The sequence below is a fragment of the Nonomuraea spiralis genome (assembly GCF_014648435.1).
Taxonomy (GTDB): domain Bacteria; phylum Actinomycetota; class Actinomycetes; order Streptosporangiales; family Streptosporangiaceae; genus Nonomuraea; species Nonomuraea spiralis.
This window is the reverse complement of the sequence record NZ_BMRC01000053.1, coordinates 1-14,427: the sequence shown is the minus strand read 5'-3', so window position 1 is coordinate 14,427 and position 14,427 is coordinate 1. Positions and strand designations below refer to the sequence as shown.

At 67.5% G+C, this 14,427-nt stretch carries 13 protein-coding genes; 10 read left to right on the top strand and 3 right to left on the bottom strand.

Annotated features, from left to right (window positions below):
* Positions 1-268: 268 nt before the first annotated feature.
* The 9 genes from IEZ27_RS51510 to IEZ27_RS51470 all read left to right on the top strand — a co-directional run bounded on the left by IEZ27_RS51510 (position 269) and on the right by IEZ27_RS51470 (position 10,449).
* Complete coding sequence (locus tag IEZ27_RS51510) at positions 269-538, top strand: pilin (protein ID WP_189653992.1); 270 nt, start codon at positions 269-271, stop codon at positions 536-538.
* A gap of 187 nt (positions 539-725) precedes the next feature.
* Positions 726-2,060, top strand: a complete 1,335-nt coding sequence (locus tag IEZ27_RS51505) for a proline-rich domain-containing protein (RefSeq protein WP_189653991.1) — start codon at positions 726-728, stop codon at positions 2,058-2,060.
* On the top strand, positions 2,044-3,009 hold the full coding sequence (locus tag IEZ27_RS51500; protein WP_189653990.1) for a PrgI family mobile element protein: 966 nt from the start codon (positions 2,044-2,046) through the stop codon (positions 3,007-3,009). Before IEZ27_RS51505 ends, IEZ27_RS51500 begins: the two co-directional genes overlap by 17 nt.
* Before the next feature lie 68 nt (positions 3,010-3,077).
* Positions 3,078-4,724, top strand: a complete 1,647-nt coding sequence (locus IEZ27_RS51495; RefSeq protein ID WP_229825116.1) for a VirB4 family type IV secretion system protein — start codon at positions 3,078-3,080, stop codon at positions 4,722-4,724.
* The gene (locus IEZ27_RS51490) at positions 4,721-7,066 is read left to right on the top strand and encodes a helicase HerA domain-containing protein (protein WP_189653988.1); all 2,346 of its coding nucleotides are present in this window, start codon (positions 4,721-4,723) and stop codon (positions 7,064-7,066) included. The genes IEZ27_RS51495 and IEZ27_RS51490 overlap by 4 nt, the downstream gene beginning before the upstream one ends.
* The gene (locus IEZ27_RS51485; protein WP_189653987.1) at positions 7,063-7,965 is read left to right on the top strand and encodes a replication-relaxation family protein; all 903 of its coding nucleotides are present in this window, start codon (positions 7,063-7,065) and stop codon (positions 7,963-7,965) included. The genes IEZ27_RS51490 and IEZ27_RS51485 overlap by 4 nt, the downstream gene beginning before the upstream one ends.
* Positions 7,965-8,582 carry a C40 family peptidase gene (locus IEZ27_RS51480; protein ID WP_189653986.1) on the top strand — a complete coding sequence of 206 codons (618 nt, stop codon included), beginning with the start codon at positions 7,965-7,967 and terminating at the stop codon, positions 8,580-8,582. The genes IEZ27_RS51485 and IEZ27_RS51480 overlap by 1 nt, the downstream gene beginning before the upstream one ends.
* 9 nt (positions 8,583-8,591) lie before the next feature.
* Complete coding sequence (locus IEZ27_RS51475; RefSeq protein WP_189653985.1) at positions 8,592-9,476, top strand: hypothetical protein; 885 nt, start codon at positions 8,592-8,594, stop codon at positions 9,474-9,476.
* A 298-nt stretch (positions 9,477-9,774) separates the two neighbouring features.
* Positions 9,775-10,449 carry a hypothetical protein gene (locus IEZ27_RS51470; protein WP_189653984.1) on the top strand — a complete coding sequence of 225 codons (675 nt, stop codon included), beginning with the start codon at positions 9,775-9,777 and terminating at the stop codon, positions 10,447-10,449.
* Positions 10,450-10,673: 224 nt separating this feature from the next.
* Here IEZ27_RS51470 and IEZ27_RS51465 read toward each other — a convergent pair whose 3' ends face one another.
* The 3 genes from IEZ27_RS51465 to IEZ27_RS51455 form a co-directional block, all read right to left on the bottom strand.
* The gene (locus IEZ27_RS51465; protein WP_189653983.1) at positions 10,674-11,012 is read right to left on the bottom strand and encodes a hypothetical protein; all 339 of its coding nucleotides are present in this window, start codon (positions 11,010-11,012) and stop codon (positions 10,674-10,676) included.
* A gap of 29 nt (positions 11,013-11,041) precedes the next feature.
* Positions 11,042-11,974: a helix-turn-helix domain-containing protein gene (locus IEZ27_RS51460; RefSeq protein WP_189653982.1), complete on the bottom strand. Its 933-nt coding sequence runs from the start codon at positions 11,972-11,974 to the stop codon at positions 11,042-11,044.
* A gap of 920 nt (positions 11,975-12,894) precedes the next feature.
* Complete coding sequence (locus IEZ27_RS51455; protein WP_189653981.1) at positions 12,895-13,659, bottom strand: AfsR/SARP family transcriptional regulator; 765 nt, start codon at positions 13,657-13,659, stop codon at positions 12,895-12,897.
* A 498-nt stretch (positions 13,660-14,157) separates the two neighbouring features.
* On the opposite strand from IEZ27_RS51455, the gene IEZ27_RS51450 reads away from it, so the two are divergent.
* Positions 14,158-14,388, top strand: a complete 231-nt coding sequence (locus tag IEZ27_RS51450; RefSeq protein WP_189653980.1) for a hypothetical protein — start codon at positions 14,158-14,160, stop codon at positions 14,386-14,388.
* Positions 14,389-14,427 lie beyond the last annotated feature (39 nt).

Here is a 14,427-nt window from a genome sequence, read left to right as displayed (position 1 = left end):
CACGGCTCGGGGCGGGGTTCCGGGGGGCGGTTGCCCGTTCCCATCGAGCCCATCGTCCTTTGAAGGAGGACACCCATCCCGGCCTGCTCCGGGCCTGTGATCACGACTGGCTGCCAGCTCAGGACCTCACGTCTCGGGGAGCCATGTCATGAAGCCGTCTCGTCCTTGTCCGTTGTTCTTCTTCCGGGTTCCAGCAGGTACGAGCTGGGCCCGACTGGGTGCCGCTTCAGCGCTCTGGACAGTCGGCTGCCTGGCGGCCGCTGTGGTCGTGCCGGGGGTCGCCGAGGCGATGACCAAGCTGGCCTCCGCCTCGCTCGACCAGGTCATCACCAACCTGAGGAACGTGGTGATCGGGCTGCTCGTCGGCCTGGCCACGCTGTTCTTCACCATCGGCGGGGTCCGCTACATCCTGGCTGGCGGGGACCCCGCGGAAGTCGAGGCCGCCAAGAAGACGCTGCGCTACGGAGCGCTCGGGTTCGGAGTGGCGATGCTCGCCCCGGTCCTGGTGGAGCTTCTTCAGCGGATCGTAGGGGCCTGACGTGGCGGCCCTCACTCGCCTCAGAGCGTTCGGGTTGTTCGCTCTGCTGGCTGTCGGTGGGGCGCTCGTCTCGGCGCTGCTCAGCGGGCCCGCAGTTGCCACACCTCCGACACCTGTACCAACGCCTTCCTCTACGCCGGCACCGGACTGTGGCCTCATCGATGTGGCGTGCAAGACCCGGCAGGCGGTGGACGAATGGTTCACGCACCTCGTGGAGTCCGCGACCAAGCCGGTCTTCGAGATGCTCGAATCGACAGTGCTGGCCACACCGGACCTGGACTCCCAGGAGATGGCGCGCGTCAGGCTGTCGTGGGAACTGTCACGGACGATCGCGAACACGTGCTTCGTGCTGCTCGTGACGGTCGCGGGCTTGATGGTCATGGTCGGGCAGGCACTGCCTGGTGGGCTCTCGGCACGGGCGCTGTTGCCACGCCTCGTGTGGGCGTCCCTCGCCGCGAATCTGAGCCTGATCGCGATCAAGTACGCGATCACTCTGGCGAACGGGCTGAGTCAGGCGTTCCTGTCCGACGGAGCCGGCCGGATCGATCCGACGTTGGTGTTCGACGCGATCAAGAGAGCGGTCCTCACGGGGATCGTCCTCAAGGGCGTGTTCTTCGCGATCGTGGCGCTTGTGGTGGTCGTCCTGGCGGTCGGCGTGCTGTTCACCTACATCCTCCGGCTCGCACTCACCATGGTCGTGATCGTGGCGGCGCCTCTTGCGTTGATCCTGCATGCGCTGCCGGTCACCGAGGGGCTCGCTCGGCTGTGGTGGCGGGCGTTCACCGGGCTGCTGGCCATTCAGATCTGCCAGTCGCTCGTGCTGGTCACCGCGCTCCAACTGCTGTTCTCCGCCAACCCGGCCGACGACGATTCGTTCTGGATCCCGAGCGGGGCGGACATGACCGACCTGCTCATGGCCATATGTCTGCTGTTCGTATTGCTCAAGATCCCTGGATGGGTGGCGCGGACGATTTGGCAGGCGAGCATGCCTCGGACGCTCTCACGGCTGGTGAAGTCCCTGGTCGTCTATCGCGGGCTGAACATGCTGCTCGGTGGGAGGTTCGGTGCGGTCCGCCCGACGCGTCGTCCTAAGCCGCCGAAGCCGCCTGCTCCGCCCAACAGCGGTGGAGGTGGGCCCAGTGGTCCTCCTGGTGGAGGTCCGGGCGGTGGTCCCGGTAGGCGGGGGCCGAACGCGGGCGGGCCACGTTCGGGGTTGCCACGGCATCCGCGTCGTCCGCCGGGGATGGCTACGGGTGGCAGGGGTGGGGATGGAAACGCGCGGGTTCATCGTTCGCGCCCTGCGCGTCCCTACGGGCCGGATAGGGACGCTGGGAACCCACTGCCCGATGGCCATCCGCAGCCGCAACGGCATCACCGACCTATCGTCCGCCGCAACCGGCCGCCGAATGGTGCCGCGCCGTCTGCACCCCCTCGGTCGCCTCAGCGCCTGTCACAAGTCGCGTTGCGGCTCCAAGCACCTCGTCTGCAAAGAAGGGCGGCACGTCGTGCGCCACGCAAGTAAAGAACGGCTGGTCGCGAAGATCCCGGCCGATGTGGAGATGCCGGACAAGCTCTTCGCGAACCTGACGGTTCGGCAAGTCGCGATCCTGGCGGCGACCGGCGTGCTGGCGGCCTGGGTGTACCTCATGGCCGGCGACCGGCTACCCGTCCCGGTGCTCGTCGCGATCGTCCTGCCGGTGGTCGCCTGCGGGTGTGCGTTGGCACTCGGCAGGCGAGATGGGCTCAGTCTCGACCGGCTCATCCTCCACGCCTTCGCTTACCTGCGGCGGGATCGCAAGCTGGTCACCACCGAGGAAGGAGTCTTCCCGCCGCCGGCCTGGTGCCGAGTCCGAGGCCGCCTGCCCGGCGCGCTGCGGCTCCCTGTCCGGGCGATCCGCGAGGACGGCGTCATGGAGCTGGCCGAAGGCGGAACCGCGGCGGTCGTCCGAGCCGGGACCGTGGCGTTCGGGCTGCGGACGGGTGAGGAGCAAGCGGCGCTGGTCGGAGTGTTCGCAGGGTGGCTGAACTCGCTGGACGCGCCCGTGCAGATCCTTCTGCAGGCGCGTCCGGTTGACCTGTCCGATCTCGCTGACGTGATCGACGGTGCGGCCGAGCGTCTGGCCGATCCCGCGCTTGAGCAGGCGGCCCGCCAGCATGCCGAGTTCCTCACCGAGCTGAGCACCACCCGAGATCTGCTGACCCGCGATGTCCTGATCGTGGTTCGCCACCAGGACGCCGAGCAGCCACCCAGGTGGATGCGAAAGTCCCGGCGAGACAGCTCGGCGGCCATCGTGACTCGCCGCGCCGAGGAAACCGTGCGCTTCCTCCTCGGCCTCGGTGTTCACGCCTCGGTCATGGGCGCCGATGACGCTCGCGACGTGCTCGTACGGTCACTGTCGCCGCGTCGTCCGGAACCGGTCGGGACCGCCCGCCCCGATGAGCCGATCACCCTTGGAGAAGAGACTCGATGAGGTTCCCCCGACTCGCCGGCGACACTGAGGCCCGCACCACCAGCCCCGCCTTGCCCGGCCCGTCATCGTTGAAGATCAACGCCCGCTCGGTCGAGTTCACGGACGGGGTGTGCGCGTCGTTCGCGATCGCGGGATACCCACGAGAGGTCGGCGCGGGCTGGCTCGAACCGCTGACCGGCTATCCGGGTCACCTCGACGTGTCCCTGCACATCGAGCCGGTACCTCCGCTGATCGCCGCCCAGCGTCTACGCCGACAGCTCGCCCGCCTGGCGTCCGCCTCCGCGGGCGCCCGGACGCCGGACTTCGCGGCTGAGGCCGCTGCCGACGATGCCGCTGAGCTGGCCGCCTCCCTCGCGCGGGGGCACGGACGCCTATTCCGTGTCGGCCTCTACCTCACCGTTCACGCCGCGGATGCCGATGAGCTGGAGGCGGAGGTCCAACACGTCAAAGCGCTGGCGGCCTCGCTTTTGCTCGACGCGCACCCGACGACGTTCCGGGCGATGCAGGGATGGACCGCCACGCTTCCACTGGGCACCGACACGCTGAAGACGCGCCGGACCTTCGACACCTCGGCGCTCGCGGCGGCCTTCCCGTTCGCCTCACCGGATCTGCGGCCCCGGCTCGGCGAGACGCCGGTGTTGTTCGGGCTGAACGTCTACTCCTCTGGAGTCGTGCTGTGGGACCGGTTCGCCCACGACAACTACAACTCCGTGACGATCGCCCGGTCGGGGGCGGGCAAGTCGTACTTCACCAAGCTGGAAGTGCTGCGGCTGCTGTTCCACCAGGTCGAGGTATGCGTCGTCGATCCCGAGGACGAATACCGCCGCCTGTCGGACGCCGTCGGAGGAACCATCCTCGGTCTTGGCACGCCAGGCGTGTGCTTCAACCCGTTCGACCTGCCCGCCTCCGCAGAAGGCGACGCTCTCGACCGGCGCGCGATGTTCATCCAAACCCTTGTCGCGACCATGCTCGGCGAACCGCTCACTGCCGCGACGAAGGCCGTATTGGACAGGGCGGTGATCGCCACGTACGCGGCCCATGGCATCACCTCAGACCAGCACACGTGGAAGCGCCCTGCGCCGCTGCTCGCTGACCTGGTGACGATGCTGGACGCCACCGACGCGCCGGAGGCGTCCGAGCTGGCCGCGCGGCTCACCCCGTACGTGTCCGGTTCCTACCGGAGCTTGTTCGCCGGTCCGACCACCACTCGACCGGACGGCCACCTCATCGTGTTCTCCCTGCGGGACCTGCCCGAAGAAACCCGGCCGGTCGGGATGCTCCTGGCACTCGACACGATCTGGCGGCGCGTGTCCAACCCCGCTGACCGGCGCCGCCGCGTGGTCGTGGTCGACGAGGCATGGACACTCATGCGCGAGAACGAAGGCGCGAGGTTCCTCTACCGACTCGCCAAATCCGCCCGCAAGCACTGGGCCGGCCTCGCCGTCGTCACACAGGATGCCGCCGACCTGCTCGGCTCCGACCTCGGCAAGGCCGTCGTCTCCAACGCCAGTACGCAGGTCCTGCTGCGGCAGGCCCCGCAGGCCATCGACGAGATCGCCGATGCCTTCGACCTCACGGAAGGAGAACGGCTCTTCCTGCTGTCGGCCGGCCAGGGTGAGGGTCTGGTCTGCGGGGGCGTCGGAGATCGTGCCGCTTTCGTTGCTGTCGCCAGTGCATCTGAGCATGCGCTCGCTACCACGGACCCGGCCGAGTGATCCCTGATCCAGCGCCCTGGGGAGCCGTGATCGGTGGTGCAGCCGCTCTCAGCACGGCCGAAGCCATCCTCTGGCGATGGCGCAACGCGCGCTTTGCCCGTAACGCTCGGCTGGTCGAGATCGCGGTACCGCCGCAGGTCGAGTCCGGTAGCGCGGCTGCCTGGTGGTCACAGGTGATGGGGCTGACCGCGCCGCGCTGGAAGCGCCTCCTGTTCGGCCAGCCTCATCTGGCCTGGGAGTACGTGGCTGATGCTGCCAGCGTTCGGGTGCAGTTGTGGGTTCCGGGGCTCGTACCGTCTGGGCTGGTGGAGAAGGCGATCCGGTCGGCCTGGCCTGGCGCGACTGCGACCACGCGCCCGGCTGCCCCTCCCATCCCGCGCGGTGCCACGGCTGCCCGGGGCCGGATGGTGCTGGCTCGGCCCGACCACTATCCGCTCACGACCGCGCATCGCAATGATCCGCTGCGCGCACTCCTCGGGGCTTTGTCGGGGCTGCGTCAAGGTGAGCACGCCGCCGTCCAACTTCTGGTCCGCCCGGTGACTGGGCGGCGGCTGTCAGCCGCTCACCGCGCCGCTTCCGCGCTGAGGAACGGCAGGTCCAGCAGCCTCCGGACTGACTTGTTCGACCTCATCACACCCGGCGGCCTCAACCGTGCCCGGCCCGGTGAGTTGTCTCGGATGTTCCCCGAGCGTGCCGAGGAGATCCGCGCCATCCTCGCCAAGGCGAATCAGCTGCGCTTCGCCGTCCAGATCTCCTACGCGGTCACAAGTGATCGACCCGAGGCCCGGGACCGCCTCCGTGGTCGCGCCCACGAGATCGCCGCCACCCTCGCGCTCTATGCCTCCGGCCACCAGTACTTGCGCCGCCTACGAGGCCTCGACTTCCCCGGCCGCATGTCCAACCGCCGCATGAACTCCGGCTACCTCCTGGCCGTTGACGAGCTGGCCGCGCTCGCCCACCTGCCCTACGACCAGGCCGCCCCCGGCATCGCCCGAGCCGGAGCACGGCCCATCCCGCCCGCGCCCGATGTCCCCACGTACGGCCAGGACGTCCGGGTCCTGGGTGATGCCGAGACCGGCCACCCGCGCCCTGTGGGGGTCACCGTGGCCTCGGCGCGCCAGCACCTGCATGTCCTCGGACAGACCGGTGTCGGCAAGTCCACCTTCCTGGCCAACCTCATCCTCTCCGACGCCCACGCCGGCCGAGGCGCCCTCGTCATCGATCCCAAAGGTGACTTGATCGACGACGTACTCGACCGCCTACCCGAACGCGCCATCAAGCGGACGGTCCTCTTCGACCCGGCCGAACCCGGCAATCCGCCCTGCTTCAACGTCCTCGCCGGACCGGACCCGGCGTTCGCCGTCGACTCCATCGTCACGATCTTCCATCGCTGTTTCGCCTCGTCCTGGGGACCGCGCCTGGACGACCTCATGCGTTCGGCCTGCCTCACTCTCGTACGGACACAGCGCAACCGCGCGACGCTCACCGACGTCCCCAAGCTCCTCACCGACACCCCGTTCCGCGCCCGGATCGTCGGCCAGCTCAACGACGAACTGCTGCGAGGCTTCTGGTCCGCGTACGACGAGCTGTCACCCGCCGCCCGCGCCTCGGTGATCAGCCCTGTCATGAACAAACTCCGGGCCGTCCTCCTACGCCCGTTCGTCCGCGACGCCCTGTCCGGCGGAACCTCCACATTCGACCTGGCCCGCACCTTGGACACCGGCGGCCTGGTCCTCGCCCGACTTCCCAAGGGTGTCCTCGGCGAGGACGCCGCGCGCCTCTTCGGCTCACTCCTCCTCGCCCACACCTGGCAGGCCATCACTCCCCGAGTCCGCCTGCCAGAGCACAAACGCCGAGATGCCGCCGCCTACATCGACGAGGCCCAGAACTTCCTCAACATGCCCATCTCCGTGAGTGACCTCCTGGCCGAGGCACGCGCGTACCGCTTCTCACTCACGCTCGCCCACCAGCACCTGTCCCAGCTCCCCAGAGACCTCCGCGAAGCCGTCTCCGCCGACGCGCGCAACAAGGTCTACTTCACCGCCTCCCCGGAAGACGCCCACGATCTCGCTCGCCACGTCGGTCCTGTACTCACCGCGCATGACCTGTCCCACCTGGGCGCGTACCAAGCCGCCGGACGAGTCATCACCGGCAAAGGAGGCCCGTCACCGGCGTTCACCTTCCGCACCCGTCCCCTCCCCGACCTCATCCCCGGCCGTCAGGAAGCCGTCCGAGCCGCCTCCCGGGCCGCATTCGCCCGTCCCGAGACCACCGCGGCGAGCAAACCGAAGCTCCGAATCTCGACCGACCCACGCCGAGCCCATGAGGAGGGCACTCAATGACCCGACCGAACTCACCCCGCCGGCTACTGCCTTCCCGGCACCAGCGCACCCGCGTCAGTCAGGCCCTCGTCGCCGACCTCGCCGAACGACTCACCCCACGAGATGCCGAGATCCTCGACGCCGTCTGGGAACACCGCGTCCTCACCACCGACCAACTCACCGCCATCTTCTTCCCCAGCATCCACCGCGCCCGCCACCGCCTCCTGGACCTCTACGAACTTCGTGCCCTGGACCGCTTCCGCCCCTGGGCCCGCACCGGAAGCCGCCCCTGGCACTGGATTCTCGGCACCACCGGCGCCCATCATCTGGCCGCCCAGCGCGGCATTACTCCCGCTGAGCTCCGCTACCGCCCCGATTCGGCCGGCGCGATTGCCTTCTCGTCCCGGCTGACTCACCAGATAGGCGTGAACGAGTTCTTCGCCCAACTGCACGCCACGGCCCGCCGCCAAAGTGACGAATCCGAAGTCGCCGAATGGTGGCCCGAACGCCGATGCACCGCCCTGTGGGGCGACCTCGCCCGGCCCGACGCCTTCGGCCGCTGGACCGAGCCCACTTCAACCGGCCAGCCGGACACGATCGACTTCTTCCTGGAGTACGACACCGGTACCGAGTCGCTGTCCCGCGTCCTGGCCAAACTCGACGGGTACGCCGCCCTGGCCGAAGCAACCGGCATCACCACGCCCGTGCTCTTCTGGCTCCCGAACCCCACCCGCGAAGCCAACTTCCGCAAGCTCCTGATGGCCCCGAACGTGCCCGTCGCCACGGCCGTACACACGCCCCCGACGGCCGCTGATGGCCCCGCCGGGCCCGTGTGGCTGCCAGCGGGATCAACCGATCCCCGCCGCCGCCTGATCGCCCTACGGGGCGCATGGGGCACCACTGACCGCATCACTGCGTGATGCCGGTCATCACGGCCACGGCCATCGGGGCGCTCGCCCTGATCGCCGTCCTCATCAGCGTTATCGCAACCCTGCTACCGGGTTACGACGCTCCGAGCGCTTTCTGCGGTACGTCCGCACCCACCGACAATCTCCACCAGCAGACCGCCACGGTCGCGGCAAGCCATGCCTGCGCGCCACTGACAATCAGCGGAGCGGGGCGCGGCTCGGCAGCGGTAGCGGCGGCGTCCCGGTGGCTTGGCACCCCGTACTCGTACGGGGGCGGCGGACTCGACGGTCCTACCCGGGGGCTCGGACAAGGCGCGAAGGTCGGCTTCGATTGCTCGGGTCTCATCCGTTACGCCTGGCATCAGGCCGGAACCACCATCCCGCGCACCACAGTCGAACAATGGCAGGCTCTCGTCCACGTTCCCCCCGGTCATCAGGCCTCGGGAGACCTCGTGTTCTTCCAAGGCTTCGACGGAGGTCCCAACCGCCCCGGACACGTCGGCCTCGTCCTCGACGCACATCACATGATCGAGGCCCCTCGCACCGGCCTACGCGTCCGAATCAGCCGCTACACCGAACGCGAGGACATCATCGGTTATGGCCGTCCGAGCTCGACGCGTACGTCCTAAGCTCTTCGGATGCTGCGATTACTGGTGACATTACTTGCAGTGACCGCGCTTGCCAGAGGCGACCTCCTCCTCCCTAGAAGGCTCACGTTCGACGACTATGCCGCCCGCGCCGTCTGGACCTGGCGGACCAGCGGCGCGGCGGAGATCTGGCGTAACGGCTTTGTCCCGACAGGCGACCTGAGCCAGATGAAGCAGAACGTGAAGAAGAAGATCTCGAGGGATGAGGAGTTCGGCTTCGCCGTGGCCGGCCCGCTCCCCGCCACTCCGAAGGAGGCGCGGATCGGCTGGGATGATGGCTCCACCATGCAGGTGCCTGTGATCAGCGCACGCCAGGCGCTGGTCGCGCTTTCCCCCTTCCCGTCCGAGGCCTCAGCCCAAGACGATCAGGCGTACAAGATGACCTCTGCCACGTTCACGACCATGCGCCTGCGGACTCTGCGCGGCATGGCCACCGTCCCAGCGTGGCGGCTGTACTTCTCGAACCTGCCCGGCCCCATCGATCACCTCGCGGTCGACCAGGCAACGCTCGGCACCATCGAGGACGCCGTCGGCGACGACCGGCCCTACGACATCACCGGCTTCCAGGTGCTCGACGAACGCACGCTGCGGGTGAACTACCAGTATGGCGCTTGCCTCGGCCGGAAGCCGCTGACCGTCCGCCTGCATTCGGACGAGCGGCCCGATGTCGTGGTCCTCGGAATCGAGGTTCATGAGCACATTCCCGACGGCGGGCTCCTATGCGCAGGTGTTGGAAAATCCGGCGAGGGCGTCGTTCGGCTCGGAGAGCCTCTGGGCGATCGAGTGGTGTTGGATGCGCAGAGCCGACTTCCCATCTGCCTCTATTGGCGCGCCCCCTGCCGCGCCGGACAACCTACGGGCGCCTCCCGGCCCTGACACCGCCGTCCAGCACAATCCCACTGCCCGACCGGCCCGCGCTGGCTGTTCCCCGGTCGGGTCCCCGGACAGCCCATCGACCTCATCAGCTCACCAACCTGCTCAACCGCCATGGCATCAGTGCTTGCCCTGCCCGTAACGGAGCCCTCGCAGCCCTCGCCTCCGACCTGCCCGCCGCGATCCTCGCCGACCTCCTCGGCCTTCACATCAACACCGCTGTCCGCTGGGTCACCTACGCCCGCAAGGACTGGACTGACTACCTCGCCGAACGCACCGCCGAGCAGAAAGAAGCAGGGCGATGATCGATATGCCACGTGAAAGCAGGCGAACAGTTCAGGAGGTTCACCATTACCTCCTGACCCAGCTGAACCTCGCCCTACGCCGACCAGGGATGTATGGCGGCGAGATCGCGCTGAGGCTCTATATGGACGCGACGGCCTTCGCCGACGACCGCGAGGCGGCCTGGCGAGAAGAACTGGAGCAACTCCGGACGCGAGAATGCTTCCCCTCCACGGGGGTGCGCGGAGCGTTTCGACTGCTCTGGGGCGATGATCATGAGGGTGCGGTGTCGTCGGTCTATGCCGAGATCGCCCACCGGCAGGGCTGGTTGGAACTGGATCGGACGCTCTCCTTGGCGGAGTACGACGAGATATTTCGCACCAGCAAGTCCTGGTGCGCTCAAGATCGGTTCCTCAGCGAGGTCTACACGACGTTCGGGCCGCCGTCGGTCCTCTTCGGAGGCACCAACCCCAACTTCCCCAAGACTCTGGCCTACTCCACCGACCGTCCCGAGGACCCGCTGATCTGCTTCCACCTCTGGAACGGCTTCGCTTCCCCGCCCAGCAGCGAATCGGTCCCCGTCCACGCCGAACCGGCGCTCTTGGCGATACGCACCGGCGGCACACGCTTCACAGATGGCTTCACCTTCGCTCCGGAGGGAACCTCCCGCCGTCAGCCAAGCGATCAACTATGAGGGGAATAGCGCACGGTCGGAATAACACCCCTGCACCAGTAGTGCTGGGGCTGCGCGCCGGCTGCTGCTCGGGCCCGGAGCAAGGCGGCGACGGCACGACCGCCACCGACGAGCAGGGAAACCACGACTCCGCCGGAGTAGACCGGGACGTCCCATGGGTGGCGATGCAGGCATGGGGAGGGCGGGTCGGCCGCGGCCAACCCGCCCTCCCCATTCGCTGTGTGTCAGATGTCGCCACCCCGAAGGCGGCACGTCCGCTCGTCGGCCGGATCCAGAAGGATCGCGGGCAGCTTCTCCATGCCCAGGTCGAGGGCGCGGTGTATGCGGTGCCAGCCGTCGATCACCAGGCGGTTGCCGGGAGGCAGTGCGCACGGCAGCGGAACGACCAGGATGGGTTTGGTCAGGTCAACCGTCGTGGCGTGGTTGGGGTCGATGCGGATGAGGTCCTTGACGCCGGTCAACGTCCGGATAGCAGCCGGGCGTACTGGGTGGCGTCGGGCCAAGCGTTTGGCCAGGTCTACATCCCATGCCCACCCCAGGAGGGTGAACATCTCATCGGACATGATTTCTCCTTTCATGCCAGGGCCGCTGACTAGGCGTCCTGGGGATTGGTTGCGCGGAAGCGGTTGGGGCGCTCACTGACGAGTTCGGCCTCGCCGTTGCGGGCGAGGGTGTCCAGGGCGTTCGCGACTGCCCCGGAGGAACGGCCGAGCACCTTCGCGATCTCATTGGCGGTGAATGCCAAGCTGGGGTGCTTCATCAGGTGGGCTGCGACGTCCGGGCGCAGGGGCCGGGACGCGCTGCGGTCACCGCTCCGCGAGGAACCCCACCCAGCGCTGGTCTTGGGCTGGGTAGTGCGAGCGGCCTTTCGTACGTCTGCAGTACCGCTGTAGATGGCCTCCAGGCCCGTGGTGAATGCCGCCCCGTCGTCGGACAAGAGGGCCGCGTAGGTGGTGGTGACGGCATTGAGAAGGTCGGTCAGGGCGCGCCGCGTGTCTTCGATCACGCGGGCCTTGGCCAAGGTCTCAGCCGCCTGCTGGCGACGGGCTTCCTCCTCGGCCTGGGCGCGGGCCAACTCGGCCTCAGCAGCCGCACGGCGATCGGCCTCCTGTTCAAGGATGCGCATGGCGTCCGGGAGGGACATGGCGGTGGTCGAAGCACCTTGAGTGGCTGAGTCGGTGGTGTCTGAGGCCGCCGGGATCTCGGGGTCCGCAGCCATGTCGGGTTCCGGAAGGACGATGCCATCCTGATCACACACGTCGTCAGCGACGATCGGAGCCCACGTGTCCGGTAGGGCTCGGCCTTCCTCGGAGCGCCCACCGGGGGTACGGATGGCGTGGCCTGCCTCGGCGAACGCCGCGAGGGCTTTGGCCGCGGTCGGCCGCGAGACACCAGCAGCCTCAGCGATCATCGTGACGGATGCCGCCGGAGTGACGGTCAGGGCCGCCCATACCTTGGCCGCTGTGCCTTCAGGACGAAACTCGGCCGAAGTGCCGGTCAGCTCGGGCCCTGTGGTCGCCGTCATTCATTTCTCCCTTGATTTGTGGTACGGCCCCAGAATTACCCTGGGCCAAATTCGTTCGTACACAACGACTATTTCTCGACCTAGAACGCAAAGCAAGCCGATCCGGCGGCGTGTTAGCCAAAAAACAATAGGCTCACGATCGCCCGATCGGGCGATGAATCGCTAACGACTCCTGAGCCCAGCCGCGCAGCACAATGGGGCAGCGCGCAGCGCCGAGCATGAATTATCAAGCCAGAAGCCAGGAGTGGAGCGATAGGGGATTATCCAAATTGAATTACCAGCATCAGAACAACCGGGTTCACTCCATGGCGAGTTCTCGACTCGTAAGGCGAGTCGGGCGAGCCACCGGTAGCCCGTGCAGCCCCATCCGCCTGCGCGCGCCCACCAACGCAGGGGTGCCAGTCAAGGCGGCGGGCCGAACGGAAGGGCGATCGGCACACCGACCGGCGGGCCCGAGCAACTGAGCGCAAAGTTCGCGTAACGAGGGCTTCCCGCCTCCAGAAGCGAGCCTTCTCACGGCCGGCTTGCCCGTAGTCTGAGGGGGTGGGACCAGCCGGATAGCAGCCGGTTGGTCCCACTCTTCGCGGAGGTCGGCGTGGTCTGGCTCAGGCAGAGTGCACACCCAGATCGGGCAGCCCAGGAACGGCCTCGCAGCCGCGTACTGCGGCATACACGACTGCGAGCCCGCCTCCCTCCGATGCCTGCGCCCGTCAACGACGCAGGCAGCGAGGGCCCCAGAGCCGCCGGGACTACTTACCTCCGCGATTCCGTCGGCTCAAACCGTAATAAACGCATGATGAGCGCACCCCTTTCAGTTCTGCGTGACCATGGCCGTGCGCGTGTGCGCACGGCCTATATAAGGAATCACCTCAGCAGCTCTCGTCAAGTCGTCGACAACAGTAATTTAGAGGTTCGACTGCTCATGCGAAGTCAGTGATCCTGCGGTAGAGCTGCTCCGTTTGCGAGGACGGCTTTCTGTCTCGGGCACGCAGCTGTTCATGTAGCTCGTCATAGCAGTAATGAATGGCTTGGGGCCTGCCAACGCGGGCGTAGACCTCCATTCGCCTGCGGTACAGGTGCTCAGCAACGCGGTCGAGTTCGGTGGCGCGTTCGAGATAACCGATCTCGACTTCGGGCTGCTCCTCCAGGTCGGCGAGTTGGGCGAGGGCTTGGACGACGGCACGGTTCAGAGCATCTGCCGCGTTTCGCGCCCAGCCATGCGGTACGTCGGGGAGGTAGGGGCCGGCATAGAGGTCGGCGGCGGCGATCAGCGCGGTGGCCTTCTCCGGACCCTTGGCACGAGCCGCGGTGGCGAGAAGGTCGCGGATCTGCCAGACGTCGCAGGTGTAAAGGTCGCGGTTGATCCGATACCCGGTGCCACCTATGAACTGGATGACGATCCGCCCGTAGTTGCCGGGCATCCCAAGCGCCTCGCGCATCTTGGCGCGCGTCGCCTTCAGAAGGCCGGCGAACCGGTCATTCGGCGCCTCGGCTTGGGGCCAGAGCTTGTTGCCGGCAGCAGCCTTGGTGAGCAGAGAGGAGCGGTGCTCGGCGAGCAGACCGAGAAGGGCCCAGGTGTCGGTTCCCCAACCACCCGCCGCACGGTTGCCCCCTTCGATGGCGCACTGGCCCACAAGGCGGACCAGGCCGCGACGGTCGGCCGTCGGGTTGTGCAGAACGGCCATTGACCTGTTGGTCTGTTCTGACGCGGGAGTGCTCAGGGCGCTACGGCCCGGGTCCATGCCGCCGGTAGGTGTCGCAGGGAGGGGAACCGCCCCTGGATCAAGGCAGGCATCGGTGGGTTGGTGCGCCGTACGGTCGCGCGAGCCGAATGGGCCGAACGCCACCAGTGGTCCAGACAGGCTACGTATCGCCCACGATCGTCCAGCCAGTGCCCTCGCCGCCTCTCTAACGAACTGCCGTCGCATGCTGCCTCCCTTGCCGCTCTTGAGCGTTCACACTGATCAGATCGCGCGCGGCATCGGATCGGGGAGCCTGAAACTCCTCACGGCGCCTACTGACCAGGGGCGGGGCGTCCAGGGTCACGGGAACGCCTTGCACAGAGGGACTCTGGGCCCGCAGTACGCGGCAGTGAAAACCCACCATCGCGCGGAACCACTCACCCTCGACACGGCCCACGAAGGACCATCACGCTAAGCATCAGAGCCACTACCCTCTGTCTGGTGGTGTCAGTGGACGGGCAGAATCAGATCAACGCACAGCGCCTACTGATGGGCGTTGTTCCGGACGAGATCTTCGCGTCATACTCCAAGCTGCTCGCGGAGGACGGCTGCCAGGAGAGCGACGCCGCGTCCCTGCTAGGAAGCGACGAGCAGGCGGCGGAGCTGACGGTTGCGTCCACGGGAGTGGTGTACGAGTTTGACCTGGTCAACAGGTGTGTCGTCGTGAAATGATGACGGCCATCGCGTGATCCTTCGAAGGCGCAAACCAAG

Excerpts from the sequence above, each read along its gene's own strand:
- IEZ27_RS51455 (WP_189653981.1), bottom strand. The coding sequence starts at position 13,659 with ATGGCCGTTCTGCACAACCCGACGGCCGACCGTCGCGGCCTGGTCCGC.
- IEZ27_RS51460 (WP_189653982.1), bottom strand. The coding sequence starts at position 11,974 with ATGACGGCGACCACAGGGCCCGAGCTGACCGGCACTTCGGCCGAGTTT.
- IEZ27_RS51485 (WP_189653987.1), top strand. The coding sequence starts at position 7,063 with ATGACCCGACCGAACTCACCCCGCCGGCTACTGCCTTCCCGGCACCAG.
- IEZ27_RS51465 (WP_189653983.1), bottom strand. The coding sequence starts at position 11,012 with ATGTCCGATGAGATGTTCACCCTCCTGGGGTGGGCATGGGATGTAGAC.
- IEZ27_RS51480 (WP_189653986.1), top strand. The coding sequence starts at position 7,965 with ATGCCGGTCATCACGGCCACGGCCATCGGGGCGCTCGCCCTGATCGCC.
- IEZ27_RS51475 (WP_189653985.1), top strand. The coding sequence starts at position 8,592 with ATGCTGCGATTACTGGTGACATTACTTGCAGTGACCGCGCTTGCCAGA.
- IEZ27_RS51470 (WP_189653984.1), top strand. The coding sequence starts at position 9,775 with ATGATCGATATGCCACGTGAAAGCAGGCGAACAGTTCAGGAGGTTCAC.